This is a genomic window from Promicromonospora noduliphila (assembly GCF_056951025.1).
Window position 1 is genome coordinate 2,510,823 of record NZ_CM167806.1, and the last position, 24,924, is coordinate 2,535,746.

General features: G+C 71.5%; 23 protein-coding genes, 1 tRNA gene and 1 pseudogene. 11 read left to right on the forward strand and 14 right to left on the reverse strand.

What is annotated here, in order from left to right; translation table 11 throughout:
- The 3 genes and pseudogenes from lgt to AC0QU1_RS11015 form a co-directional block, all read left to right on the forward strand.
- Window positions 1–1,005: pseudogene (lgt, locus tag AC0QU1_RS11005) on the forward strand (prolipoprotein diacylglyceryl transferase); the annotation flags it as partial.
- 516 nt (window positions 1,006–1,521) lie between these two features.
- Entirely contained in the window at window positions 1,522–2,610 is a 1,089-nt protein-coding gene (locus AC0QU1_RS11010; RefSeq protein WP_483576415.1) for a hypothetical protein, read from the forward strand.
- A 49-nt stretch (window positions 2,611–2,659) separates the two neighbouring features.
- Complete coding sequence (locus AC0QU1_RS11015; protein ID WP_483576416.1) at window positions 2,660–5,803, forward strand: ATP-binding protein; 3,144 nt, start codon at window positions 2,660–2,662, stop codon at window positions 5,801–5,803.
- 79 nt (window positions 5,804–5,882) lie between these two features.
- On the opposite strand, the gene AC0QU1_RS11020 is transcribed toward AC0QU1_RS11015, so the two are convergent.
- The 5 genes from AC0QU1_RS11020 to AC0QU1_RS11040 form a co-directional block, all read right to left on the reverse strand.
- Window positions 5,883–6,830, reverse strand: coding sequence for an ATP-binding cassette domain-containing protein (locus AC0QU1_RS11020; protein WP_483576417.1), 948 nt, complete (start codon window positions 6,828–6,830; stop codon window positions 5,883–5,885).
- A gap of 142 nt (window positions 6,831–6,972) precedes the next feature.
- Window positions 6,973–7,782, reverse strand: coding sequence for a CPBP family glutamic-type intramembrane protease (locus tag AC0QU1_RS11025; protein WP_483576418.1), 810 nt, complete (start codon window positions 7,780–7,782; stop codon window positions 6,973–6,975).
- 89 nt (window positions 7,783–7,871) lie between these two features.
- Window positions 7,872–9,116, reverse strand: coding sequence for an acyltransferase (locus tag AC0QU1_RS11030; RefSeq protein ID WP_483576419.1), 1,245 nt, complete (start codon window positions 9,114–9,116; stop codon window positions 7,872–7,874).
- Window positions 9,117–9,208: 92 nt separating this feature from the next.
- Window positions 9,209–9,454 carry a hypothetical protein gene (locus tag AC0QU1_RS11035; RefSeq protein WP_483576420.1) on the reverse strand — a complete coding sequence of 82 codons (246 nt, stop codon included), beginning with the start codon at window positions 9,452–9,454 and terminating at the stop codon, window positions 9,209–9,211.
- A gap of 198 nt (window positions 9,455–9,652) precedes the next feature.
- Window positions 9,653–10,063, reverse strand: coding sequence for a helix-turn-helix transcriptional regulator (locus AC0QU1_RS11040; RefSeq protein ID WP_483576421.1), 411 nt, complete (start codon window positions 10,061–10,063; stop codon window positions 9,653–9,655).
- 85 nt (window positions 10,064–10,148) lie between these two features.
- Here AC0QU1_RS11040 and AC0QU1_RS11045 point away from each other — a divergent pair, with 85 nt between their 5' ends.
- Both AC0QU1_RS11045 and AC0QU1_RS11050 read left to right on the forward strand, forming a co-directional pair.
- Entirely contained in the window at window positions 10,149–10,772 is a 624-nt protein-coding gene (locus tag AC0QU1_RS11045; RefSeq protein WP_483576422.1) for a TetR/AcrR family transcriptional regulator, read from the forward strand.
- A 47-nt stretch (window positions 10,773–10,819) separates the two neighbouring features.
- Window positions 10,820–11,677, forward strand: coding sequence for an NmrA family NAD(P)-binding protein (locus tag AC0QU1_RS11050; protein ID WP_483576423.1), 858 nt, complete (start codon window positions 10,820–10,822; stop codon window positions 11,675–11,677).
- 73 nt (window positions 11,678–11,750) lie between these two features.
- Here the strand turns inward: AC0QU1_RS11050 and AC0QU1_RS11055 are convergent, their stop codons facing one another.
- Window positions 11,751–12,914 (reverse strand): epoxide hydrolase family protein, encoded by a 1,164-nt coding sequence (locus AC0QU1_RS11055; protein WP_483576424.1) that lies wholly within the window; start codon window positions 12,912–12,914, stop codon window positions 11,751–11,753.
- Window positions 12,915–13,007: 93 nt separating this feature from the next.
- On the opposite strand from AC0QU1_RS11055, the gene AC0QU1_RS11060 reads away from it, so the two are divergent.
- A complete protein-coding gene (locus AC0QU1_RS11060) occupies window positions 13,008–13,592 on the forward strand; it encodes a TetR/AcrR family transcriptional regulator (RefSeq protein WP_483576425.1) in 585 nt (194 codons plus the stop codon).
- Between the two features lie 35 nt (window positions 13,593–13,627).
- Here AC0QU1_RS11060 and AC0QU1_RS11065 read toward each other — a convergent pair whose 3' ends face one another.
- Window positions 13,628–14,656: an SDR family NAD(P)-dependent oxidoreductase gene (locus tag AC0QU1_RS11065; RefSeq protein ID WP_483576426.1), complete on the reverse strand. Its 1,029-nt coding sequence runs from the start codon at window positions 14,654–14,656 to the stop codon at window positions 13,628–13,630.
- A gap of 88 nt (window positions 14,657–14,744) precedes the next feature.
- On the opposite strand from AC0QU1_RS11065, the gene AC0QU1_RS11070 reads away from it, so the two are divergent.
- The gene (locus AC0QU1_RS11070) at window positions 14,745–15,203 is read left to right on the forward strand and encodes a MarR family winged helix-turn-helix transcriptional regulator (RefSeq protein WP_483576427.1); all 459 of its coding nucleotides are present in this window, start codon (window positions 14,745–14,747) and stop codon (window positions 15,201–15,203) included.
- A gap of 78 nt (window positions 15,204–15,281) precedes the next feature.
- Here AC0QU1_RS11070 and AC0QU1_RS11075 read toward each other — a convergent pair whose 3' ends face one another.
- The 3 genes from AC0QU1_RS11075 to AC0QU1_RS11085 all read right to left on the reverse strand — a co-directional run bounded on the left by AC0QU1_RS11075 (window position 15,282) and on the right by AC0QU1_RS11085 (window position 16,576).
- Window positions 15,282–15,566 (reverse strand): SGNH/GDSL hydrolase family protein, encoded by a 285-nt coding sequence (locus tag AC0QU1_RS11075; RefSeq protein ID WP_483576428.1) that lies wholly within the window; start codon window positions 15,564–15,566, stop codon window positions 15,282–15,284.
- 223 nt (window positions 15,567–15,789) lie between these two features.
- Window positions 15,790–15,863: transfer RNA gene (locus tag AC0QU1_RS11080), tRNA-Pro, on the reverse strand.
- Window positions 15,864–16,015: 152 nt separating this feature from the next.
- Window positions 16,016–16,576 carry a TetR/AcrR family transcriptional regulator gene (locus tag AC0QU1_RS11085; RefSeq protein WP_483576429.1) on the reverse strand — a complete coding sequence of 187 codons (561 nt, stop codon included), beginning with the start codon at window positions 16,574–16,576 and terminating at the stop codon, window positions 16,016–16,018.
- Window positions 16,577–16,705: 129 nt separating this feature from the next.
- Between AC0QU1_RS11085 and AC0QU1_RS11090 the strand changes: the two genes are divergently transcribed.
- Window positions 16,706–18,571 carry an ABC transporter ATP-binding protein gene (locus tag AC0QU1_RS11090; protein WP_483576430.1) on the forward strand — a complete coding sequence of 622 codons (1,866 nt, stop codon included), beginning with the start codon at window positions 16,706–16,708 and terminating at the stop codon, window positions 18,569–18,571.
- Between the two features lie 67 nt (window positions 18,572–18,638).
- Here AC0QU1_RS11090 and AC0QU1_RS11095 read toward each other — a convergent pair whose 3' ends face one another.
- From AC0QU1_RS11095 to AC0QU1_RS11110, 4 genes are all read right to left on the reverse strand, one after another.
- Window positions 18,639–20,009, reverse strand: coding sequence for a phenylacetate--CoA ligase family protein (locus tag AC0QU1_RS11095; protein WP_483576431.1), 1,371 nt, complete (start codon window positions 20,007–20,009; stop codon window positions 18,639–18,641).
- Window positions 20,006–20,635 carry a TetR/AcrR family transcriptional regulator gene (locus AC0QU1_RS11100; protein WP_483576432.1) on the reverse strand — a complete coding sequence of 210 codons (630 nt, stop codon included), beginning with the start codon at window positions 20,633–20,635 and terminating at the stop codon, window positions 20,006–20,008. The genes AC0QU1_RS11095 and AC0QU1_RS11100 overlap by 4 nt, the downstream gene beginning before the upstream one ends.
- Before the next feature lie 73 nt (window positions 20,636–20,708).
- Window positions 20,709–20,975, reverse strand: a complete 267-nt coding sequence (locus AC0QU1_RS11105) for a zf-HC2 domain-containing protein (RefSeq protein WP_483576433.1) — start codon at window positions 20,973–20,975, stop codon at window positions 20,709–20,711.
- Between the two features lie 223 nt (window positions 20,976–21,198).
- Complete coding sequence (locus AC0QU1_RS11110; RefSeq protein ID WP_483576434.1) at window positions 21,199–21,996, reverse strand: IclR family transcriptional regulator; 798 nt, start codon at window positions 21,994–21,996, stop codon at window positions 21,199–21,201.
- A 177-nt stretch (window positions 21,997–22,173) separates the two neighbouring features.
- On the opposite strand from AC0QU1_RS11110, the gene kduI reads away from it, so the two are divergent.
- From kduI to AC0QU1_RS11125, 3 genes are read left to right on the forward strand one after another with little or no spacing between them, the layout of a single operon-like run.
- A complete protein-coding gene (gene kduI, locus AC0QU1_RS11115; protein WP_483576435.1) occupies window positions 22,174–22,992 on the forward strand; it encodes a 5-dehydro-4-deoxy-D-glucuronate isomerase in 819 nt (272 codons plus the stop codon).
- The gene (kduD, locus tag AC0QU1_RS11120) at window positions 22,989–23,780 is read left to right on the forward strand and encodes a 2-dehydro-3-deoxy-D-gluconate 5-dehydrogenase KduD (RefSeq protein ID WP_483576436.1); all 792 of its coding nucleotides are present in this window, start codon (window positions 22,989–22,991) and stop codon (window positions 23,778–23,780) included. The genes kduI and kduD overlap by 4 nt, the downstream gene beginning before the upstream one ends.
- A gap of 59 nt (window positions 23,781–23,839) precedes the next feature.
- Complete coding sequence (locus tag AC0QU1_RS11125; protein ID WP_483576437.1) at window positions 23,840–24,922, forward strand: sugar ABC transporter substrate-binding protein; 1,083 nt, start codon at window positions 23,840–23,842, stop codon at window positions 24,920–24,922.
- The last annotated feature ends 2 nt before the right edge of the window (window positions 24,923–24,924 follow it).

Sequence of the window (24,924 nt, forward strand, 5' to 3'; positions counted from 1 at the left end):
GTGCTCTCGGCCAGTATCCCCAGCCCCGACCCCGTGTGGTCGCAGTTCAGCCTGGGCCCCCTCACCATCCACACCTACGCCCTGTGTCTGCTGGCGGGCATCGTCGCCGCCGCATTCATCACCGACCGGCGGCTCCGCGCCCGCGGAGCGGCCCCCGGGCTCGCCCTCGACATCGCGATGTGGGCGGTGCCGATCGGCATCGTCGGCGCCCGGATCTACCACGTGCTCACCCACCTCAGCGACTTCACCGGCCCCGGCGTCGACCCGTGGGCCTGGGTGCGGATCTGGGAGGGCGGCAACGCCCTCTTCGGGTCGCTCATCGGCGGCGCCGTCGGCGTCTGGATCGGCTGCCGCCTGACCGGCCTGCGCTTCTGGTCGTTCGCCGACGCCCTGGCGCCCGGCCTGCTGGTGGCCCAGGCGATCGGGCGGATCGGCAACTACGTGAACCAGGAGCTGTTCGGCCTGCCGACCACGCTGCCCTGGGGCCTGGAGATCCGGTCCGACGCGCCGATGTTCCCGGCCGGCACGCCCGAGGGGACCCTGTTCCACCCCTTGTTCCTGTACGAGATGATCTGGAACCTCATCGGGGTGGCGGTGCTGCTGTTCATCGAGCGGCGCGTGAACCGCCGGGACGCCGCCGTGCTGGCCGACGGCGGTACTCCCGGGGCCGGTCTGCGCTGGGGCCGCATGTTCGGCCTCTACCTGATCTGGTACGGCCTGGGCCGGAGCTGGCTCGAGGCCATCCGGATCGACCCGACGAGCGACGCGCCCCTCGGCGTCCCCGCGAACATCTGGACGTCGGGGATCGCCGTCCTGCTGGGTATCGGCATCGTCGTGGTGCAGGGCCGACGGCACCCGGAGCCCGAGCCGTCGGTGTACCTGCCGGGTCGGGAGCCGGAGGACGAGGAGTCCGAGGGCGCCGGCGAGGCCGGTGCTGGCGAGGACGAGGATGCTGCCAAGGCTGAGAGCTCCGGTGGCGCAGCAGAGGACGACCCGACCGGCGCCGGGAAGCCCTCGGCCAGTGATGACGCCGCTGGCGCCGGTGTCGACGGCGCGGACCAGGCCGACGGCACCGATGCCGCTGGTGGTGACGACGTCGACGGTCCGGACCCGGCCGCCGGTGACGGGGGAGCGGATCGAGCCGCTGGTACGGAAGCGAACGCCGGCGTCGACGGTCCAGCGAGGCCGGGCGAACCCTCCGAGACCAAGTAGCCGGCCGAACCGCAACCTACATGTCACCCTCGGCGCCGAGCCGAAATCTACGGGTCGATCTGGACAAAGATCGACCACGAAGTTTCGGCTCGGCGCCGAGGTGCACAGTCAACATTCGGCTCGGCAAGGGGCACACACCAGCAACTTGCGGTTCGGCACCGATGGGGTCGCCTCTATCTTGCGGTTCGGGGCTTGGTCGGGGCTTCGTGCGGTTCGGAGTGTCGCGGGAGGACGGCGCCCACGTGGCCGGGCACTATGGCGGCCCTATGTGGCTGGGCACCATGCGGTTGGCCGTGGCACGGTGAGAGCGTGAGCGCAGCCGAACCAGCCGACCTCGATGATGCGATCGACGCGCTCTACACCCTGCCGCTCGAAGGGTTCATCGCCGGCCGGGACGACGTCGTCCGGCAGGCGGCGGACGGCGGGGACCGGCTCGGTGCCGAGCGGGTCAAGCGGCTGCCGAAGCCGTCGGTGGCGGCGTGGGTGATCAACCAGGTCGTGCGGGAGCACGCCGCCGACGTGGCGGCGATCGCCGCCGTGGGGGACGAGCTGCGGGCCGCGACGGAGGACCGGGACCGCGGCCGGATCCGGGCGCTGGACCATCTGCGGCGGGAGCGGATCGAGGCCCTGGTCCGGGCGGTGCGGGAGGCCGGCGAGGTGGGCGGGCGAACCGTGTCGGCGGCCGTGCTGGACCGCCTCACCGAGACGCTCACCGCCGCCGTCATGGACGCCGACGCCGCGGTGGCCGTGCGGGCCGGTCGGCTCTCGCGAGCGCTGCAGCACTCCGGGTTCGGCGTGGTGGACGAGCACGGCGAGGAGGCCGACCTGGTCCCGCTGCGCCCGGCGGACGCCGACGTCGGCCAGCCTGACGCCGACACCAAGCGGCGGGACGCCGACGTCGGACGTGCGGATGGTGGCGCCGCGCAGCGCGATGCCGGATCCGCTGAAGCCGAGGAGCAGGGCGCGGGCGCCGCGGAGCCGGGCGCCGGTGTCGGGCCGCGTGGCCGCACGAAGGCTGGGGACAAGACGCGTGGCCGCAAGGCGAAGGCCGAGGACACGGCGCGCGGGCGCGAGGCCGACCTGGAGGCGGCGGAGCGGGCGGTGGACGAGACGTCCGCGGAGGTCGACCGGCTGGAGGCGCGTCGCGACGATGCGCGCGAGCGGCTGCATGCCGCGGAGGCGGCCGTCGAGCACGGTGAGAGCGAGGTCGACCGCCTGGACCGCGAGCTTGAGCGGCTGACCATGGAGCGCGACGCCGCTCGCCGCACGATCGGCAAGGCTCGGAAGGAGGCGGACAAGGCACGTTCGGGTCTCGCCGCCGTCGAGGGCGAGCTCGACGACGCCGAGGAGCGCGCCGCCCAGGCACGTCGCCGTCGCCGGGAGGCGCGCGGGAGATGAGCCGGGCAGCCCAGCGCGGCGACCAGCGCCGATGTGCCAAGATCGGCCGGTGCAGATCAGGATGCTTGGACCGTTCGAGGTCGGCCTGGGCGACGGTGTCGTCGCCGAGGTGCCCGGCGCACGGCTACGCGCCCTGCTGGTCGCCCTCGCGCTGAGCCCGGGTCGCGTGGTCCCGCGGGCGACGCTCGTGGACTGGATCTGGGGCGAGTATCCGCCGTCGGACGCGGCGAACGCCCTGCAGCGCCTGGCCTCCCGCCTGCGGAAGGTGCTGCCGGACGGGGCGGTCGAGGGGCAGGCGGGCGGCTACCGGCTGCTGGTAGAGCCCGACGTCGTGGACGCCGTCCGGTTCGAGCGCCTCCTCGGCAGGGCCCGCGACGGCGAGGGAACGGCGCGGGTCCGCCTGCTGCGGGAGGCCCTCGCGCTGTGGCGCGGCGCGGCGATGCAGGACGTCGCTCTGCAGGACAGCGCCGCGTTCGATGCCGCGGCCACCCGGCTGGAGCGGCTGCGCCTGACCGCCCTGGAAGACCGGTTCGACCTGGAGACGAGCCTCGGCCACGGCGGTGACCTGGTCCCGGAGCTCACCGACCTCGTGGCGGAGCACCCGGTCCGCGAACGGCTGGCCGCCGCGCTGATGCGCGCGCTCGCCGCCACGGGGCAGGACGCCGAGGCGCTGCTGGTGTACGAGCGCACGCGCGAGGCCCTTGCCGACGCCCTGGGCGCCGACCCCTCGCCGGAGCTGTCCGCCGTGCACGTCGCCGTCCTGCGCGGTGAGCTGCGGCGGCCGGCGGAGCAGGCGGACCGCGCGACCAACCTGCGCGCAGAGCTGACCAGCTTCGTGGGCAGGGACGCCGACGTCGCGGCGGTCCGCGAGCTGGTCGCGGACCATCGGCTGACCACGCTGGTCGGGCCGGGCGGGGCCGGCAAGACCCGGCTGGCCACGGAGACCGCCCGCGCGTTGCTCGGCGATCTGCCGGACGGGGTGTGGCTGGTCGAGCTGGCCGCCGTCGGTGCGGACGGCGACGTCGGCCAGGCCACGCTGGCCGGGCTCGGGCTGCGGGACGCCCTGCTGGGCGAGACGGCGAACCTCGAACCGGTGGACCGGATCATCGCGGCGGTCCGCGAGCGGGAGGCGCTGCTCATCCTGGACAACTGCGAGCACGTCATCGAGCCTGTGGCGAAGCTCGCCGAGCGGGTGCTCGGGGAGTGTCGGCGACTGCGGATCCTGGCGACGAGCCGGGAGCCGATCGGCATCACGGGCGAGGCGCTGTGGCCGGTGCTGCCGCTGGCGCTGCCGGGCGGGGAGGCCGGCCTCGCCGAGATCGAGTCCGCCCCCGCCGTCCGGCTGCTGCGGGACCGGGCGGGCGCCGTGCGCAAGGACCTCGCGGACGACGCCCACGCCGCCTCGACGATGGCGCGCATCGCCCGGGTGCTCGACGGCATGCCGCTGGCGATCGAGCTGGCCGCCGCGCGCCTGCGCACCATGTCCCTCGACCAGCTCGCGGGCGGGCTCGACGACCGGTTCCGGCTGCTGACCGGCGGCAGCCGCACCGCGCTGCCGCGGCACCGCACGCTGCGCGCGATGGTCGACTGGAGCTGGGAGCTGCTGACCGACGCCGAACGGACGGTCCTGCGCAGGCTCTCGGTGTTCTGGGGCGGGGCGAGCCTCGCGGCGGCCGAACGGGTCTGCGCGGGCGACGCCGTCGCGCGCGACGAGGTGTTCGACCTGCTCACCGCGCTGACCGAGAAGTCGCTGCTGGTCGCCGACGGCGACGGCGCGCCGCGCTACCGGATGCTCGGCACGATCAAGGAGTACGCGGCGCACCGGCTCGCGGAGGCAGGGGAGACCGACCTCGCGCGCCACGCGCACCTCGCGTACTTCACCGAGCTCGCCGAGACCGCCGACCCGCACCTGCGCCGCGCCGAGCAGGTGGACTGGCTCGCTGTGCTCGACGCCGAGCGGGACAACCTCCGGGCCGCGATGCGCGGTGCGCTCGCGGCCGGCGAGGCGCCGACGGCGATGCGGCTCGCGGCGTACACCGGCTGGTACTGGTGGCTCAGCGGGCAGCGCGCCGAGGGCCTTGAGCTGGTCACCGCCGCCGCCGGGCTGCCCGGCGAGGTGCCCGACGAGCTCCGGGCCGTGGTGCACGGGCTGGTCGTGCACTTCATGGTGTCCGGGCTGGGCGACGTGAACCTGGTCCCGCAGTGGATCCACCAGGCCTACCGGCTCAGCCGGGGCAGCCAGGCCGGGCACCCGCTGATCGGGTTCGTCGTGCCGCTCGAACACATGCTCACCGCGCCGGACCAGGTGGTGCCCGCCTGGGAGGCGCTGCTGCAGCACGAGGACCCCTGGGCGGGCGCGCTGGCCCGGCTGCAGCTCGGCAAGCTGCGGATCATGGCCGGCGAGGACGAGCAGGACGCGGACCGGTATCTCGAGCAGGCGCTCGCGGAGTTCCGGCCGCTGGGCGAACGGTTCGGGATCTCGTTCGCCCTGTCGGAGCTGGCGGACCGGACCGCGGTCCGCGGTGAGTTCGCCCAGGCGTGCGAGTACTACGAGCAGGCGGTCGCGGCCGTCGCGGCGGTCGGTTCCACGGACGACGTCATGCGGATGCGGTCGCGACAGGCGCAGCTCTACTGGCTGCTCGGCGACGAGGATGCGAGCCAGGCCGCCCTGGCCGAGGCCCGGCGGTGCGCCGAACAGGTCACGTGGCCGGGTTCGCTGGCCATCCTGGCCCTCGCGCAGGCCGAGCTCGCCCGCTGGCGCGGCGACGCCGAGGAGGCGACCCGGCAGCTCGACGTCGCGACGGCCCTGTTCGGTGACACGGCGGAGCAGGCGTACGTCCGCGCGCTGCGCCACGACGTCATGGGCTACCTGGCCGACGACGTCGACGAGGCCAGGGAGCACCGCGCCGCGGCCTGCCGGTCGGCCGCGGAGGCGGGGCAGGCGCCCATGCTCGCGCAGGCGCTCGTCGGGGTCGCGGACCAGGCGCTGCGCGACGGCCGGCCCGAGCAGGCCGCTCGGCTGCTCGCGGCGAGCACCGTCGTGCGCGGGCTGCCGGACCGTTCCCACCCGGATCCGGCGCGGATCGAGCGGGAGGCGCGCAGCCGCCTCGGTGACGCGGGGTTCGCCGAGGCGGCGCGGGAGGGCGCCGAGACGGGCTGGGACGAGCTGGTGGCGGTCACGCTCGGTCCGTGAGGTGTTCGGCCTCCGCGCGGGTTTCGGTCTCGGTGACGCGTTCGGTTTCCGTGCGGTTATCCGACGGCGCGGCACGCGGTCACCGTCGAGCCGGGCCCGCTGCCACCTGTGCGGGGCGCCCGGTCAGGGCGAGCAGGACGTCGTCCAGGCCGGGAGCGTGCACGGAGTACTCGTCGGCGCTGAGCGCGTACTCGTCGAGCCGGTCCAGCAGGGTGCGGAGCGATCTTGTCCCGGTGCCGCCAGGCACCCGCAGCGTGAGCGGATCGTCGTCCCGCATGGAGTCGGTGAGGACCCGGGCGGCGACGTCGCGCTCCGCGGCCGTGCCGAACCGGAGCCGGACGTGCGGTCCGGGAACGCGGCGCTTGAGCTCGTCGGGAGTGCCCTGGGCGACCACGCGGCCCCGGTCGAGCAACCCTATCCGGTTTGCGAGCTCGTCAGCCTCCGCCGGGTCCTGGGTGGTGAGGAAGAGCGTCGCGCCGTCGGCCACCAGGTCGCGGAAGACCGACCGGACGGTGCCGCGGCCGCGGGGGTCCAGGCCCGCCGTCGGACCGTCCAGGAAGATGACCCGCGGGTTGTGGATCAGGGCCATCGCCAGGTCGAGCCTGCGGCGCATGCCGCCGGAGTAGGTCGAGGCGGGCTGCGATGCCGCGTCGGTCAGGTCGAACCGCTCCAGCAGCTCGGTGACGGCTCGCGTGCCGTCGGGCGCCGAGCGTAGCTTCGCCGTCCGCTTCAGGTTCTCGCGGCCGGTCAGCAGGTTGTCCACGGTGGCGAACCGGCCGGCGATGCCGATCGCCCGGCGCACCGCCTCGGCGTCGGTGGCGACGTCGTGACCGGCGACCCGGGCCGTGCCGCCGTCGGCCCTGAGCAGGGTGGTCAGTATGTCGACCGTCGTGGTCTTGCCCGCCCCGTTCGGGCCGAGCAGGGCGAAGACCGTGCCCACGGGAACGTCGAGGTCGATGCCGTCCAGGACGGTCGTGTCGTGGTAGGTCTTCCGCAGCCCTGAGGCCGTGATCGCTGAGTCCGTCATGCGGTCAACTCTGGGCGGCGGTGCTGTCATGGCCCTGCCGTGTCCCTGACACGTCGGCAGTCGGTCTTCCCGCCGTCAAGCCCCGCCGACGTCGGAAAGGGGCGCCGCCCACCATGGACGGCGCCCCTCTCCGGTGGATCTGCTACATGAGCCCCAGCGAGAGGGCGACGAGGCCGCCGGCGGTCATGAGGAGCGCCGACCCGGGGTGCATCCAGATCGATCCCCGGAGGTCGTGCTTGCGCCAGACGAACCAGACGCCCGGGAACAGGAAGACGATCTTCGACAGGACCGTCCACGGGGCCCAGAAGTGGTACACCGAGAACAGGACCGTGTTGACCAGCGGCGCCCACGTGCCGAGCTGAGGCAGGCGCGGCAGCAGGAACCCGCGGAAGTAGTACTCCTCGATCAGCGGCAGAAGGAAGCCGGTGAACGGCAGGCAGATCAGCAGGGTGGTGATCAGTGCCTGCTGCGAGTACCCGTCGAGGTAGGTGGTGGCGGACGGGCCGGCACCCTCGTACTGGATCCAGGTGAAGGCCAGGTCGTAGACGAAGGTGTCCAGCGGGGCGAGCGAGAGGGACACGACCGTCATGTACAGCATGAGGCCGATGCCGATGGCCGTGATCTTCCCGCGGGAGAAGGGCTTGTCGAGGTAGTGCAGCACACCGTGCAGCGAGTAGCGGCCGGTGCGCCGGCGGCCCAGCCACAACAGGCCGAACAGGATCGGGAAGAGCACCACCGCCAGGGCGATGGCCCAGGCGAGGAACGGCGGGAAGCCGATCGCCCGGGTGAACGGTGCGGCGGCGAACGCGTAGACGGCGACGATCAGGGCGCCGGGCACGAGGTGCAGCGCGATGGACAGGGGCAGGGAGTGCTTGTCGGCGAGGAGTCGCTCGACGATGCCGCCGGGGCGGATGTTCTCGGGGGTGGGCGTGAGCCGCTGTGTGTTTTCCATGCGAGAGATGCTGGTCTCGGCCGCGAACACGGGGCTGACATGGCGCTGACACGGTGCGGGGGTGGGCTGACGGCGGCCCGGTGCGTCCCTCAGCGCGGTGCGTCGATCGGCGCCAGCCGGACCAGCGGCTCCGGGCGGTGCACACCGCGCGGCCAGTAGCCCAGGCAGTCCACGAGGCCGAGGTAGTCGGACAGGAGCCAGACGATGCTCAGCCACATCTCGGTGCCGAGCGCGTGGACCGCGCGAACAGGATGCGGGAGCCGTCCGCCGAGCAGCCGGACGGCGTAGCCGACGCTGAGCACGTGGTAGCTCGCGCTCCCGTCCGTCGGGACCAGAGGCTCGCCGGACGGGAGCGGTTGGGCCAGGCCCCGATCGGAGAGGTCGCCCGCAGGGATGAGCCCGGTCGCCGGGTCCTGCCGGGCGGTGAGCCGCCGGACCAGGTCCGCGGCCTCGAAGCCGGGCGGCGCGCCGTCGAGCAGCAGGTCGGCGATCTCGACGGCGTCGGCCCACGGGCGGACGGCCGGTTCGAGCGGTCCCGCGGCGGCGGAGGGGCGGTCGACGAACCGGCCGTCCTCGAAACAGCGGGCCAGGAGATCGCCGGCCTGGTCGCGTGTCCTCGCCGCGAAGGCCTGGAGCTCGGCCGTGAGATCCGAGGGTTGCGGGGCGGTCTCAGCTTGTGGGGCGTGTGTCTTGGTCCGTGGGGCGTTGGTCTGGGGCTGTGGGGTATGGGCGCCGGTCTCTGGGGTGTGGGTCTGTGGTGCGCGGGCCTCGGTCCGGCGGTTGCGGATGACGCGCGCGGGATTGCCCGCGACGACAGCCCAGTCGGGCACGTCCTTCGTGACGACGGCGGCGGCCGCGACCACCACATGGTCTCCCACCGTGACGCCGTCGAGGATCGTGGCGTTCGAGCCGATCCACACGTCGTCGCCGATGGTGATGCCCTTGCTCCAGGTGCCCTGCCGGAAGACCGGCAGCTCGTTGGACATGCGGTGGTTGAAGCCGAGCACCGAGCTGTGCGCGCCGATCCGCACGCCGTCGCCCATCCGGATGTCGCCGCGGACCACGGCATAGGGGTTGATCGAGCAGTCCGCACCGATCGTCACGTCACCCGTGACGTAGGCGAGCGCCGCGACGTAGCTGCGGTCGCCGATGGCGAGCCGGTCGCAGAAGACCGCCGAGTTCGGGGCGATGAAGACGCCCGCACCGACCCGGGCCCCGTCGGCGCGCAGCTCTTGGTGCCGGGCCGCCTGTGCCTCGGCCTCCTCCGACGTCGGGTCGTACTCCCAGGGCATGAAGTCGATACGCCGGACGCCGTCGGCGGCTGAGGGGTGCACGTCGGCAAGACTATCGGCGGGGGCTCGAGCGATCCCGGACGCCCGATCGGCAGCAGTCGTACGGGCAGCGTTGGTGGTCCAGGTTGGGACACTCAGCGCAGCGTCGGCCCTGCCACCTCGACCGGCCCGGGTGCGACCGGGTGCTCGATCTGCAGGTTGACGGTGCTGCGCGACGTCGGAATCACGGCGAGCTGGGCCTCGCTGCCGCTGGTGTCGATGGCGCGCACGTGCAGGTGCCCGTCCTTGAGACGGATCGCGAACTGGTCGGCCCCGGCGACGAAGCGTACCTCGCTGTCGTCGCTGATCACGGTGGGGCCAGAGGGCAAGGTCTTCGGCATGGGTACAGCATGCCTGGTGCGGCGTGGAGGGACCGCCGACGCCCACCGTATGACACGAGCGCCCGGCACGGGCTGCGGGGCGACCACGGCATCGTCCGCCGTCGCAAACCTACGCGGGCACCACGCACGAAGATAGAACGCGGACGCCAGCCGACGTGTCGCCGTCGTCCCATCACCCGGCGCCGCCGGCCTTGCCGGTCAGGGCAGCTCGTGCTCGTCGCGGGCACCGGTCGTGCGCGCGTAGTCGGTCGGCGTCATCCCGAACCGGCGTCGGAATGCCTGCGTGAGGTGGCTGCCGTCGGCGAACTGCCAGCGGGCAGCCAGCTCGGCGACGTTCGGCCGGCCGTGCGGTGCGTCGAGCGCGCGTCGGACGGCGTCGAGCCGCTGGTCGCGAACGTATTCCGCCACCGACGTGCCCTCCTTCGCGAAGGCGCGCTGCAGGGTGCGCCGGGACACCCCGAGCAGCCGTGCCAGCATCTCCGAGGAGAGCTCGGGGTCACTCAGCAGTCGAGTGGCCAGGTCCATGGCTGCGCGGGTGAGGTTCGACGCGAGCTGCGGCTTTTGTACCCACGGCCCGCCGCGGACCCACAGCGTCACGAGCACGCCCATCGCCAGAACCGTGACAGTTGCCAGAGGGCGCACTCCGGTGCTACTTTCGATACGCAACAGTAGCGTATCGAAAGTGAGAGAGGGCATGGCAAGCACATCGAGTGGCTCGCACGGTGACGGTTCGGCCCGGCTACCCGTCATGGGCCGACCACGTGATACCAGCCGCGACCTGGCCATCCTTGATGCGGCGCTGTCGTTGCTGACTGAGGTGGGCTACGAGCAGCTGTCCATGGAAGCGGTCGCGAGCCGTTCGGGGGCGGCGAAGACGACGATCTACCGTCGGTACCGCGACAAGGCCGCGCTGGTCGCGGCTGCGGTCGAGCGCCGCTCCTACGCCACACCTCCCGAGCCTGCCGCCCGCGACCTGCGAGGAGATCTCCTCGGGCTGGTCACCTGGTTGTGCCAGCAGATCGCCGAACAGGAGATCGGACTGCTGGGCGCGCTGTTCGCCGGTATGCGTAGCGACGCGCGGCTCGCAGAGGAGATGCGTCGCATTCTGCGCCGGGACCAGGCGGCGATGACTGACGAGCCCCTGGGCAAGGCGGTCCGGCACGGAGAACATCTGACACCCCAGGCTGCCCAACTCTTCGCCGAGGTCGCACCGGCCGTGATCGTCCACCGCATCGTGATCGTCGGAGAGCCGTGCGACCAACCGTTCATCGAGCACCTCGTCGACGACATCCTCCTGCCGCTCGTTCGCGGCCACTGAGCCCACACCGTGGGCGCGCAGCGCACCGCGGAACGAAAGGAAACCCCATGATCGTCATCACTGGAGCGACCGGTGCCCTGAACGGCGCCACCGTCGAACACCTTCTCGAGCTCGTGCCGGCTGAGGAAGTCGGTGTCAGCGTCCGCGACGTCGCCAAGGCGCGCCACTTCGCCGACCGTGGTGTGCGGGTGCGTCAGGGCTCCTACGAGGACCCGGCCGCGCTGCGGCACTCGTTCGAGGGGGCCGATCAGGTCCTGCTCGTCTCCTCCAACGATCCGCATGCCGATGCCGTCGGCTTGCACCGTGTCGGTATCGAGGCCGCCGTCGCGGTGGGAGCCCGGCGCATTCTCTACACCAGCCACCAGGGCGCCGGCGTCGACAGCCCGTTCCATCCGGCGCGTGACCATGCCGCCGCCGAACAGCTCCTGGCCGACTCGGGCGTCGCGTGGACCGCACTGCGCAACGGTTTCTACGCCCACAGCCTTGCCTGGCTGCTAGGCCCGTGGCAGCAGACCGGCACGATCACAGCTCCGGCAGACGGCCCGGTCTCCTGGACCGACCGGGCCGACGCCGCCGAAGCTGCAGCAGTCATCCTGGCCGGTGACCGAACCTTCGACGGCCCGGTAACGCTGACCGCCCGCGAGGCCGTGACGTTCGAGGACGTCGCCGTCATGGCGTCGAAGGCCAGCGGCCGTGAGATCAAGCGCGTCACCTTGGGCGACGAGGCCTGGATCGCGGAGAAGGTCGCCGCAGGTACACCGGAGGTGATGGCACGGATGAGTCTCACCACCTTCCAGGCCGCACGGGAAGGCCGCTTCGCGGCAGCCGAGCCGGTGCTCGCCGAACTGCTGGACAGGGAACCCCGCAGCGTCGCCGACCAGCTCGCCGACACGAATGCCGCCTGAGGCAGCGCCAGCGGTTTGCCTCGGAGCCCGCACGTGACGGGAAAGCGTGCGTTGCCGAGGTCGAGCGTTGGCGTCAGGCGCGCAGGGTGCGCAGGCCGGCGCGGATCTCGCGGACCAGGATCTCGGGCTGTTCCAGGGCCGCGAAGTGCCCGCCCTTGTCGGCTTCGCCGTAGTGGATCAGATTGCTGTAGGTGTCTTCGATCCAGCTTCGCGGCAGGCGCGGGATGTCCGCCGGGAAGACGGTGACCGCGACCGGAAGTGTCAGCTTCGGTCCGGCGAACGTGGCCGTCCTGTTCTCCCAGTAGATGCGGGCGGACGACGCCGCGCTGTTGGTGAACCAGTACAGGGAGATCGCGTCGAGCATGTCGTCCATGCTGAGGACGTCCTCGGCGAGCCCGTGGTTGTCGGTCTTGGACTGGAACTTCTCGTAGATCCAGGCCGCCTGGCCGGCGGGGGAGTCCGCCAGTGCGAATCCGACGGTCTGCGGCTTCGTGCCCTGAAGGTGGTTCGAACCACCGAGCTCGCCGGTGTAGCGGGCGAGGGTCTCCACGGCGTGACGCTGTTCGGGCGACAGGGTGTCGGGTACCTGTGCGGGAAAGGCGTACTGGGTGTTCAGATGAATTCCGAGGAGCCCCTCGGGGCGCATGGCCCCGAGCGCGGTGGTGACGACGGCGCCCCAGTCGCCGCCTTGCGCGGCCCATCTCGTGTAGCCGAGACGCTTCATCAGCTCCGCCCACGCACCGGCGATCCGCGATGCGGTCCACCCGGTCTCCGTGGGCTTCTGGGAGAACCCGAACCCGGGCAGCGATGGGACGACGACGTCGAACGAGTCGGCGGCGTCCCCGCCGAACGAGACCGGATCGGTCAGCGGGCCGATCAGCTTCAGGAACTCGACGATCGAGCCGGGCCAGCCGTGCGTGAGGATCAGCGGCATGGCGTGGGGATTCCTGGACCTGACGTGGAGGAAGTGGATGTCCAGACCATCGATCTCGGTCAGGAACTGGGGGAAGCGGTTGAGCTCGGACTCGAAGCGCCGCCAGTCGTAGCCGTGCGCCCAGTAGTCGACCAGGGATCTGGCGTTCTCCACGCGGACCCCTTGCGACCAGTCGCCCACCGTTTCCGGGTCCGGCCAGCGAGTTCCGGCCAGTCGCCGCTTCAGCTCGTCGATCTCCGAATCCGGGATCGACACGGTGAACGGGCGGACGAGGGTCGAGGGCGACGGTGTCGGTGCGGTCATTGCCTTCTCCTGAGCTTCGAGGCACAGCGCAACCTTCGTTGCACACTAGTGTGCAATCTACGCCGTTGCACACCAGTGTGCAACACTGGTGCCGTGCCCACCGAGTCCTCCCGTGCGCGCTCGATGAACGAGACACGCGATCGCATCCTCGACGTCGCCCTCGACGTGCTGGGACAGAACCCCGACGCCGGGATGGGCGACATCGCCTCCGCTGCCGGCGTCGTCCGCCGCACCGTCTACGGCCACTTCCCCTCGCGCCTCGACCTGATCCGGACACTCACGCAGCGGGCCGTCACCGAGATGACAGCCGTGCTCACCGAAGTCGACGCCGCCGACGCGGACGCGACCTGGGTCGAATTCGTCGCCCGAGTCTGGCCGGTGGCGCACCGGTACCGCTTGCTGCTGGCGCTGCGCCGCGGCGAGTACAGCGAGGCGATCCACGGCCTGCTCGGACCGGTCGACGAACTCCTCGCCGAGCTCGTGAAGCGGGGCCAGGACAGCGACGTGTTCGCAACTCACCTGCCGGCGGGCATGCTGAGCCAGCTTGCCTACGGCGTCGTGTTCGCCATCGCGGACGGCGACCAGTCGAACGACCCTCGCGCGGCGACGATCACGAGCCTGCTCATGCTCGGAGTCCCCGAAACGCGCGCAATCGCTCTCGTGAACAACCGGCCCTGACCCGCAGCACTCGCAACTCGGGCGTGAGCCGGTTCCTACCGGAGCACCGGTTCGAACAGGGCCGGTGGCTTCGGGGGTTGCGCCAGCAGGGCGGCCAGGCGCGGGATCTGGTCCGCCATGGTCGTGCTGTGCTGCCTGAACCCCTCGATCGAGGTGAACTCCTGGATCACCAGCAACGGTCCGTCGGCCTCGCTGTGGGTGCGGTGCACCGTGTACCGCAGGCAGGCCGGTTCGGCGCGGATCAGCGGGGCGAGCTCGGCGAGCAAGGCGACGAGGTCCTCGTGTCGTCCGTCCTTGGGTTCCATGGTGGACACTGCGACCACCGTGCTCGGCTGGCCGGCCTGTAGCCGTGCCAGTGCGTCGTCCGCTTCGGCCCGGTTGCCCAGCTGGAACTCCCGACTACCGACCTCGGTGGTGGCAGCGGCGACGGCGACCGCGCCGACCTGGTCGGCGCTCACCCGGTCCGGTGCCGCGGGGTCGGTGAGGCGGGTACTGACCGGGTCGAGGACGAGGGCGTGGGCACGCTGCGGACCGGTGAGCTCGGCTTCGGCGACCCGTCGCATCATCAGCAGGGCGGCCTGCTCCATGCTGACCAGGCCGCTGCTAGGAACCGGCGTAAGTGCGGACGTCCCGACGATCACCGTGTAGGTGCCGCGGGTGCTCAGTTTGGGCAGGAAGGCCCGCAGGACGGCCATGTGCGTGGAGGTGAGCCTGACGAAGGCGCCCTGCCAGTCGTTCTCGTCGATCTCCCAGAGCGGTTTGCCGGCCCACCAGCCACCGATCGGAGCCACTACGTGGTCGACGCCGCCGAGTCTGTGCTCCATCTCGTCGGCGAGTTGCGTTGCTCCGGGGAACGTCGTGTAGTCGTGCACCACCAGGTGCAGCCGGTCGCCGGCGGCGTCGCCGAGCAGGTGCCGGAACTCGTCGGCCCGTTCCTGGTTGCGGCTCGGGACCACGACGTCGGCGCCGGCGGTGAGGTAGGCGCGGACGACGCCTCCGCCGACGGCGCCCGTGCCGCCGGGCACGACAACGCGGTGACCGGACAGATCGGGATTACGGGACATGGATCACTCCTCTGATGTTGGGATACCCAACGTTGGTTACACCAACGTAGCACGTCATGTTGGGACGCCCAACAGTTAGAGTGGGTGCATGGCGGTTCCGAACCATGCACTGCAACCCCCGGCCCGACTGCGTGGGCTCGCCAGCTGGCAGGCGAACAAGGTGGCCACCCTGGGCGCCCGGCTGACCGCCCAACGCATGCCGCTGAGCGCTCGCGCCGACTTCGCCGTGCTGGCCGCGCTGGAGGAGTACGGGGCGCTCAGTCAGGCCGAACTCGGCCGCCGCCTCGGCCTGGACCGCAACGACGTCAGCGGCATCCTCACCCGGCTGGAAAGCAGCCGTCGGGTGGATCGTCGGGCCGACCCGGCCAACCGGCGACGCAACCTGGTCACCCTCACCGCCGCCGGAAGGCGGTATCTCGAAGAACTCCAACAGCATGCCGACACCGTCCAGGCCGAGCTCCTCGCCGGCCTCGACCAGACCGAGCAGCGGCAGCTCCAGGCTCTGCTGGGAAGACTGCTCGACAGCCACGCGGCACAACCGGCGTAGGCGGCGCCCGAGCTGGATGCTCAGGCGGCCGACCGACGCGCGGCTTCCGCTCGATATCGCCCGGGGAGCGGTCGCGCGTCAGGGGAACCGGTGGGCAAGGGCGTCAACCATGGTCTGGGCGAGGTGCTTGGAGCCGTTGATGTTGGGGTGGGTGTCGTCGGGGGCGGCGTATTCGGGCTGGAGGCGGGTCGGATCGGTCTGCGAGCGGATCGCTGCGTCGAAGTCCACGCAGGTGTGATCCGAGGAGCGGATCCACTCGCTCAGTCGTTGACGGAGCTCCTCGGCAGCCGCGTCGGCCCGTAGCTCTGGGCCGAGCGGGATCACCGTGGCGAGTGCCACGGTGATCCCTGCTGCTTCGGCCACCCGGACCACCGAGCGCTGACCGACGCTGGCACCACGTTCGGGGCTTGGTGGGCATCGGGCAGTGCGGCAACCGAGACGCCGGCCGCTGACGACGCGGAGACGGCATGAGTCCGGGATCGGGGACGGAGCGGGGACAAGTCCCGTCCGGAAGCGCGCCGCGAGCAGGGGTTCCGAGCCAATGAAAAACGCCCCTCACCTGCGGAAACAGGTGAGGGGCGATCGGTCGGGCTGACAGGATTTGAACCTGCGACCCCTTGACCCCCAGTCAAGTGCGCTACCAAGCTGCGCCACAGCCCGCGGTGTCCCTGAGCACGCTCAAGGCTACCGGTTCGGCCCCGTGGGGCCGACGGAAATACTACCCCACCTCGGGCCCTGCGCCCGACCGGACCACCCGACCAGGCTTGCCCGACAACGCCGCCCGACCCACCGACGTCGACCCGCCCCAGCCCTCAGGGCGCCACGCTACGCCGGAACGACTGCACCGCGAGGTCGGCAGCGACATGCCGTGGCAGATCCTGGCTGCTGACCTCGGCGGCGGAGTAGAGCAGCGCGTAGTACAGCATGATGGCCCAGGAGGTCGGGATCCCTGCTGCGATCGCCCCCTCCGCGCGGGCACGGTCGATGAGGGCCCGCATCTCGTCGTCGCCGTCGTCGGCCGGCCAGTGGGGGTTGCCTTCGAACCTGTTCGGGTCGGCGAACAGGAAGATCACGCGGTCGCCCATGTCGACGCCGGCGCGCAGGTACTGCTCGAGCACGTCCATCGCCGCGACGGTCGCCGCGCCGCCGTCGTCCAGGGTCTCCAGCCGCGCCAGCGAGTCGAGGAGGAGGGCGTCGATGAGGGCCTGGCGATCGGTGAAGTAGCGGTGCAGGGTCGAGCGGCTGACCTCGGCGCGCTCGGCGATGGCGCTCAGCGAGGCGGAGAAGTCGCGCGCCCACACGGCGGCCGCCGCGTCCAGCACCGCCTGCCGCGTGCGGGCGCGGGCCCCTCGCTCGATCTGCTCCGTGGTCACCAGCCTGAGCGTAGGCGGTCACCCTGCGCGGCACAATTCAGTTGCTTAATGCGACAGTCGTGTCGCAGAATAGATCGCACCTGTACGAGATGGCTCGCGGGGTGGTACAGCGATGGATGGAGCGACAACGTGCAAGAGAGCGCAACGACCGACGACACCGCAGAGGGCGGCGTGACGACACCCGAGGAACGGACCACCAAGGACAAGGCGCGGATTCTCTGGGCCTACGCCCGCCCGCACAAGGCGGTGCTCGTCGTCGCCCTGGTGCTCGGTGCGGTGGCCACGGCGGCCGAGCTGGTGACGCCGCTGGTCACCAAGGCCGTGCTCGACGGGCTGGAGGCATCCGACTCCCTGCGTACCCCGATCACGATCCTCGCCGTCCTGCTCGTGGCCGGCTCCGTGATGGGGCTCGTCCAGGGCATCATGCTCGGTACTCTGGCCGAGCGCATCATCCTGGCGGCCCGCACCGGCCTCGTGCGTCACCTGCTGCACGCTCGTGTCCCCGACGTCACGGCACGGCCGGCCGGCGAGCTCGTCACGCGCGTCACCTCGGACACGCTGCTCATCCGCGAGGCGACCACGTCCAGCGTGGTCAACTTCGTCAACGGCATCATCGGCCTGGTCGGCGCGATCGTGCTGATGGCCTACCTCGACGTCGTGCTGCTCGGCGTCACGGTCGCCGTCCTGGCCCTCGCCGCCGTCAGTGTCGTCGCGCTCATGCCGCGGCTGTCCAGGGCGCAGCAGGAGGCGCAGGAGCACGTGGGCGCCCTCGGCGGACGCCTCGAAGGCGTCGTCCGCGCCCTGCGGACCGTGAAGTCGGCCCGTGCCGAGTCCCGCGAGACCGAACGGGTCTCCGGGCATGCCGAGGCGTCCGCCCGGAGCGGCATCCGGGCGGTCAAGCTCGAGAACGTGTCGTGGACGATCACCGGCGTCGGCGTCAACCTGGCCGTGATGCTGCTGCTCGGCGTCGGGGCCTGGCGGGTGTCGACCGAGGCGATCACGGTGACGACGCTGGTGGCGTTCCTGCTCTACGTGTTCCAGCTCATGATGCCGGTCATGCTCCTGACGATGTCGTTGACGTCGCTGCAGTCGGGGCTCGCGGCGGCCGCCCGGATCAGCGAGGTCGAGGAGATGGGCCTGGAGACCGACCACGACGTCCCCGGGTCGGGCGCGCCGCGCGCGGCACGCAACGGCACCGCCTCCGACGTCGAGCCGCCGGTCCTGCGGCTGCACGAGGTCACCTACCGGTATCCCGGGGCGGACGACGCGGCGGCGCCGGCGCTCGACCGCGTGACCCTCGAGGTGCCGCGGCGCGGGCACACCGCGATCGTCGGGCCTTCCGGCGCGGGCAAGACGACGATCATGTCGCTCCTGCTCCGGTTCCTCAGCCCGCAGGACGGGCACGTCGAGCTCGACGGTCATCCCTACGGGGAATGGACCACCGACGAGATCCGGTCGCGGATCGCCTACGTCGAGCAGGACACCCCGATCGTGCCGGGCACCCTGCGGGAGAACCTCGCCTACGCGGCCCCAGGGGCCACCGATCCCGAGCTGTGGGCGGCGGTCGACGCGCTGCGCCTGACCGAGCGGGTCGCGGTGCTGCCGGAGGGGCTGGACACCGAGGTCAGCGCCGCGCAGCTCTCCGGCGGTGAGCGGCAGCGCGTAGCGGTGGCGCGGGCGCTGGTGGCGCGACCGGAGATCCTGCTGCTCGACGAGGCGACGGCGCAGCTCGACGGCCTCACCGAGGCGGCGCTGGCCGCGGCAATCCGGGACGTGGCGAGCACCGGCGCCGTCGTGACCATCGCCCACCGGATCTCGACGGTCATCGACGCCGACCAGATCGTGCTGCTCGACCACGGCCGCGTCCGGGCGGTCGGCCGGCATGCCGAGCTGCTCGAGACGGACGAGCTCTACCGCGAGCTGGTGGCCGCGCTGCGGCTGGACACGAGCATCGCTGCGACCGGCGCGCAGGACCGCGCGCCGGCCGACGCGTGACGCACTCCTTGAGTGCTCTCACGTTCGACCGGCCGCCGGCCCCCGGCCCCGGGCCCCGAGCCCGGGGTCACGATGCAGCGAGCGGGATGACCCTGCGGAACTTGCCTCCGGACGTCTGCTGCGGCAGCTCGTCGGTGAACTCGACAGTGACCTGGTCGGCCTTCTGCTCGGTCAGCAGCCGGCCGATCTGGTCGCGGACGGTTCGGCGCACGTGGTCGACGTCGGCGCCTTCGGTGACCCGCAGGCGTACGCGCAACGTGGCCGGCTCGGTCTGGACGATCTGGAACTGGCCGACGCCAGGGATCTTGTCCAGCAGGGTGCCGAAGTGCATCGGGGACAGGCTGACCGGCGTGGCGTCGCGCGTGGGAAAGGTGAGCATGTCGACGGCGCGTCCCTGCACCTGGACGGCCTGGAGCACGTTCCCGCACGGGCACCGGTCGGGCCGGACCAGGATGCAGTCGCCCAGGTCGTAGCGCAGGTAGGGCTGCACCCGGTTGGCGAGGTTGCTGATCAGCACCGTGTGGGACAGCTCGCCGGGCGGTACGGGCTCGTAGTCGGCGTCGACGGGCTCCAGGAGCGCCCAGTCGCTGTTGATGTGGTACCAGCCGTGCTCGCACCCGAAGCCGAAGCTGCACTCGGTCGAGGCGTAGGCGGCGCGGACCTTGGCCCCGAACGCGGCTGCCAAGCGGTCCCGCAGGTCGGTGGTCAGGGTCTCGCCGCCGGGGATGACCATCGCGGGGCGGATGCGCAGCCGCCCGGCCTCCTGCTCGCCGGCCAGGACCGTGAGCATGCCCAGGAAGCCCGTCAGGACCGCCGGGTTGAACTCGTTGAGCTGCTCGACCAGCTCCGGCAGCGGCAGGCCGATCGAGAAGACCCGCATGCTCCTGCCCAGGCGCGGGTGGTCGAGCTGGAACCGCGCAGTGCCCGCGACGGTGTAGAAGTGCCCGCCGGGTGCCGTGACGACCGCCGTCCGGCCGCCGCGGGTGGCCATCCGCACGGCGTCACGAAAGCCCAGCAGGTTGCCCGCGCGTGACCCGAGGGCGTTCTCCACGGCCATGGTCCGCTCGTCCAGCACGTACAGGCCGCGCAGGCCACTGGTGCCGGACGACGTCGCCACGAGGTACCTGCCGAGGAACCGGTGGCCGACGAGACCCGGATCCGCCACGAACGCCTCGACCTTCTCCCGCGTGACCTCCCGGTCGGTCACCCAGTCGTCGAAGCGCGCCATGAGCTTCGGCTTGTCGGTGACCGGCAGCAGCCGCGGGTCGTCGACGTCGTCCGGCAGGCCCTGGTAGAGCTCCCGGTAGTACGGCGAGCCGGCCCTGGCGAACGCGACCTGCTCGGCGAGGTGGGCCCGCTGTGCCCGGGCGATCCCCTCGCTCCCGCCTCGCAGGGCGCGTCGGGACTCGCGAGCGAACTGCTGTCGCATCGAGGTCATTCGGATCCGGTCCTCTCCCCGTTGGCATCGAGACTGCCGGTGGCGATCTCGACGGCACGCTCGGCCGCTTCCCAGAGCTCCGTCTGGGAACGGCCGAGCCGAACGCTGGTCAGGCTGGCCTGCTGGATCGCGCCCATCACCCCGCCGGTCATCGCCGCGGCGTCGATCGGGTCGAGCTCGTCGCCGAACGCCTTGACCAGTTCGTCGGCCATCTTCTGCTGCACCTCGAGCAGCAGGTAGAGGCCCTTGGCCTGCAGCGCCGGTGTGCTCATGGCCAGCCGGGCCGTCGCTGACAGCTCCTCGGCATCCCTCGCCGGAACCCTGTCCCTGCGTACGGCGGCGAACTCGCCGATCGCGCGGCGCAGCACATCACCCGGGCGCTCCTGCGGCTTGCGGGCGGCGATCGCATCGAAGAGCACGTCCAGGTCCGTCCCCATCCCGGTGAACAGGACCTCGTCCTTGCTGCCGAAATAGTTGAAGAACGTCTTGGGATCGACGTCCGCCGCGGCGGTGATCTGGGCGACGGTGGTCTGGTCGTAGCCCTGTTCCTCGAACAGTTTCACGGCGGCCAGCACGATGCGCTGCCTGGTGAGCTGCTTCTTCCGTTCCCGCCGTGACTCCGCCACCCGAGAAACGTACCGCTCATGGAAACTTCCAGCAAATGGAAAAATATGCGGGCTGGTGCCGCCCGGGCAGCACTCAGGACGTAGCCGCGAGGTGCCTCGTGACGACGCGCGGGTGCCCGTGCGTGTTGCGGTTCCGGCTCGCGCCCTGGTTGATCCAGGAGACCTGGCGGATGTCGATGAACGCGCGAATGCACGCTGGGCAGCGGTACATGTGGCTTTCCAGGCGGTGCTGACGGCGGGGCGCCAGGCGCCGGTTGAGGTAGTCGTGCATGGCGGCGCGCGTCGAGCGGCACTCTGGCTTGAGGCCGCTGACCTCCAAGGGGAGCGCGAGGTCAGGCACCACTGAGATCGCCGGAGCGGAACGAGCCGGAGAAGGCCGGGCAGGATCGTCGGTGTCGAGGTCCCTTCCCGATGCGTTGCCGTGCCGGTCACCTGTTGTCATCACGCGACCTTGCCCCCTGTGCGCATAGTGTCCGGTTTTGACCGGCTGGCTTCATCCTCACTCTGGATGAGGATTCATAGAAATCCAGTTGTGATACGCGGCAGCTACCAGGTCCGCTGAATCACCGCACCATGCTGTTGTCGTGCACGGCCGCCAGCCGCGCCTTCACGCTGAGCAGCGTCTCGATGATGAGCTCGTCACGCCCGTTGCCGAGCCGGCTGATCGGCACCGCGACGCTCATGGCGTCCACGGCGTGGTGGCTGAAGGGGAGCGCGACGCCGAAGCAGCGCACGCCCAGGCACGACTCCTCGCTCTCGGTGGCGTAGCCCTCGTAGGCCGCGCGGTCGATGATCTCCAGCACGGCCTCCTTGTCGGTGGTCGTGTGCGGCGTGATCGCGTCGATCGACTCCGGCACCAGGTCGCGCCGGGACTCGGCCGGCAGCTCGGCGAGCAGGGCGCGCCCCAGCGAGGTCGCGTACGCCGGCAGCCGGCGTCCGACGGCGGAGTGCATGCGCAGCGGGTGCACCGACTCGCGCTTGGCGGTGTAGATGACGTCGGCGCCGTCGAGGCGGCCGAGGTGGACGGTCTCCTGCGTGGCCGCGGCCACCTCGTCGAGCACGGACGTGGCGCGGGCCAGCACCGGGTCGCCGTCGAGGTAGGCCGAGCTGACGACGAGCGAGTGGATGCCGAGCTGGTAGACGCTGCCGGTGGGGTCGGTCTGCAGCCAGCCGCGGTCGACCATGGTCCGCAGCAGCGCGTGCAGGCTGCTCTTGGGGATGTTGAGGCGTGTCGAGAGCTGCAGCTGGGTCCCGGGGCCGTTGGCCGCGATGTCGTCCAGCAGGTCCAGGGCGCGGGCCGCCGACTTGACCGGGCCCGCGTCGTTGGCGCCTGCCGATCGGAGTTCCTTCTGTAGCTGCATGGATGCTCTCCCCTGATCCTTCCGCGGCACGCCCGGGATCCCCGGGGTGATTCTGACCCTACCCCCGAGTTCGCATACATGGACAGGTTTCGACCCCTTGACCCGTGAGCTGGGTCACGTCTATCGTCAGGCGAGTTCACATAGACGAACGCAGTTCACAAACCGAGAGGCGGCCCCGTGATCCAGGTTCGATACTCGACATCTCCGTCCAGCGCGGAGACGGCCACCACTGCGGACCTGCGGGACAGCTTCCTCGTCGCAGACCTCTTCGTCAGCGGTGAGGTCCGGGCCACGTACACCCACGACGACCGGATGGTGATCGGCGGCGCCGTGCCCGGCACCGCCGAGCTCGGCCTGCCGGCCTGGTCCGACGTGCTCGGCACCGAGACCCATCTCGCGCGGCGCGAGCTCGGCGTGATCAACGTCGGTGGCGCGGGCCACGTGGTCGCCGACGGCGAGAAGTTCGAGCTCGACCACCTCGACGGCCTGTTCGTCGGCCGGGGGAGCGAGGTGTCCTTCGGCGGCGCCGGCGCGGCCTTCTACTTCGTCTCCGCCCCGGCCCACGCGACGTACCCGACCCGGGCGCTCGTCCACAGCGAGGTGGAACCGGTGGCGCTCGGCTCGGCCGAGGCGGCCAACGAGCGCAACCTCTTCCGCTACGCCTGGGGCCAGGAGCTGGAGACCTCCGTGCTCCAGTTCGGGGTGACCGTCGTGGCCAGCGGCTCGGTCTGGAACACCGTCCCCCCGCACCTGCACGACCGGCGCACCGAGATCTACTGCTACGTGGACCTCGACGAGACCGACCGCGTCTTCCACTTCATGGGCCGGCCCGGTGCCACGCGCCACCTCGTGCTGCGCAACCGCGAGGCCGTCATCTCCCCGCCGTGGTCGGTCCATGCCGGGGCCGGCACCGGGTCGTACGCCTTCATCTGGGCCATGGCCGGGGAGAACAACGTCTACACCGACCTGAGCCCCGTCGCGCTGGAGGACCTGTGAGCGGCGCGGCGGCCGTCCCGGAGCGCGGCGCGCCGCGCTCGCCCTTCGACCTGCACGGCCGGTGCGCTGCGGTGACCGGCGCCGGGCGCGGCCTCGGGCAGGCGGTAGCTCTCGGCCTCGCCCGCGCGGGGGCCGACGTCGTCCTGCTGGGCCGGCCGGGCAACCAGGAGGCGACCCGCGACCAGGTCGTGGCACTCGGCGCCAAGGCGGACGTCGTGGACCTCGACGTGAGCGACCTCGACGCGGTGGAGCGGGTCAGCGCCGAGCTGAACGACACGCGCCAGATCGACGTCGTGGTCAACAACGCAGGGATCATCGACCGCGAGGACTCCGTCGCCGTCGGCCGCGACGCCTGGCAGCGCGTGCTCGACGTCAACCTGAACGGGCTCTTCTTCCTCACCCAGCGGCTCGGGCGGCCGATGGTCGAACGCGGCCACGGCAAGATCGTCAGCGTCGCGAGCCTGCTGTCCTTCCAGGGCGGCCTGCGCGTGGTGTCGTACGCCGCGAGCAAGCACGGCGTCGCCGGGGTGACCAGGGCGCTGGCCAACGAGTGGGGCCCGCACGGCGTGCAGGTCAACGCCATCGCGCCGGGCTATATGGTCACCGACAACACCACGGCGCTCCGCGACGACGCGGACCGCTCCCGCTCCATCCTCGAACGCATCCCGGCCGGCCGCTGGGGTACGCCGGAGGACATCGCCGGAGCCGCAGTCTTCCTCAGCTCCTCCGCCGCCGACTACGTCAACGGCCACGTCCTGGTCGTCGACGGCGGCTGGATGGCCCGCTGACCCGTCCCCCGTCACCCCCACCGCCGGACACCGGCACCGAACGAAATCGAGGAACGACAATGAAGTTCACCTCTCGAAGCACGGCCGCCGCCCTGGGCGTCGCCCTGGCGGCCGCCGCGCTCACCGGCTGCACCGAGACGGCCGCCGGCGACGGTGGCAGCGCCGAGGGCGGCGCCTGCGACCCGGCCGACGTCACCCTCGTGGGCCAGGTCCGCAACGAGTCCAACCCGTACGAGGCCTCATGGCTCGACGGCGGCGACGCCTTCGCCGAGCAGGTCGGCCTCACCCAGGAGCGGCTCACCTACGACGGCGACTCGACGCGGCAGCAGGAGCAGATCAGCCAGCTCCTCGCGGGCGACACCGAGTGCCTGGTCATGAACATCCTGCCCAACGGCGACTCCGACACCCCGCCCATCGTCGAGGGTGCGCAGGAGGCAGGCGCCTACCTCGTCACCCAGTGGAACAAGCCGGCCGACCTGAACGTCACCGACTACGACCACTGGCTGTCCCACATCACCTACAACGGCGTGGAGTCCGGCAGGCAGATCGGCGACGCGCTGGCCGAGGCGATCGGCGGCTCTGGCGGCATCATCGCCCTCCAGGGCATCCTCGACACCGGCGCCGCCAAGGACCGGTTCGCCGGGCTCGAGGAGTCGCTGGCCGCCAACCCGGACGTCGAGCTGCTCGACGACCAGACCGCCAACTTCTCCCGCGCGGAGGCGCTTGAGGTCACCAAGACGCTGCTCACCAAGCACGGCGAGGACGTCAAGGGCATCTGGGCCGCCAACGACGACATGGCGCTCGGTGCGCTGGAGGCGCTGGAGCAGGCCGGCCGCGACGACGTCGCGGTGGTCGGCATCGACGCCGTGCCGGACGCGCTCACCGCCATCGAGGACGGCGCCATGACGGCCACCGTCTCCAGCGACGGCCCCTGGCAGGGCGGCATCGGCCTGGCCATCGGGTACTGCGTGGCCACCGGCGAGCTCGCCGTCGAGGACATCGCGGACGACGACCGCGCCTGGTTCGCCGAGCAGTTCCTCATCCAGCAGGACAACGTGGCCGACTTCGTCTCCCCGGAGACGAGCGAGGACGACTTCGCCTGCGACAACCTCTTCAGCCGCTCGCAGGGCGCGATCTCGTGACC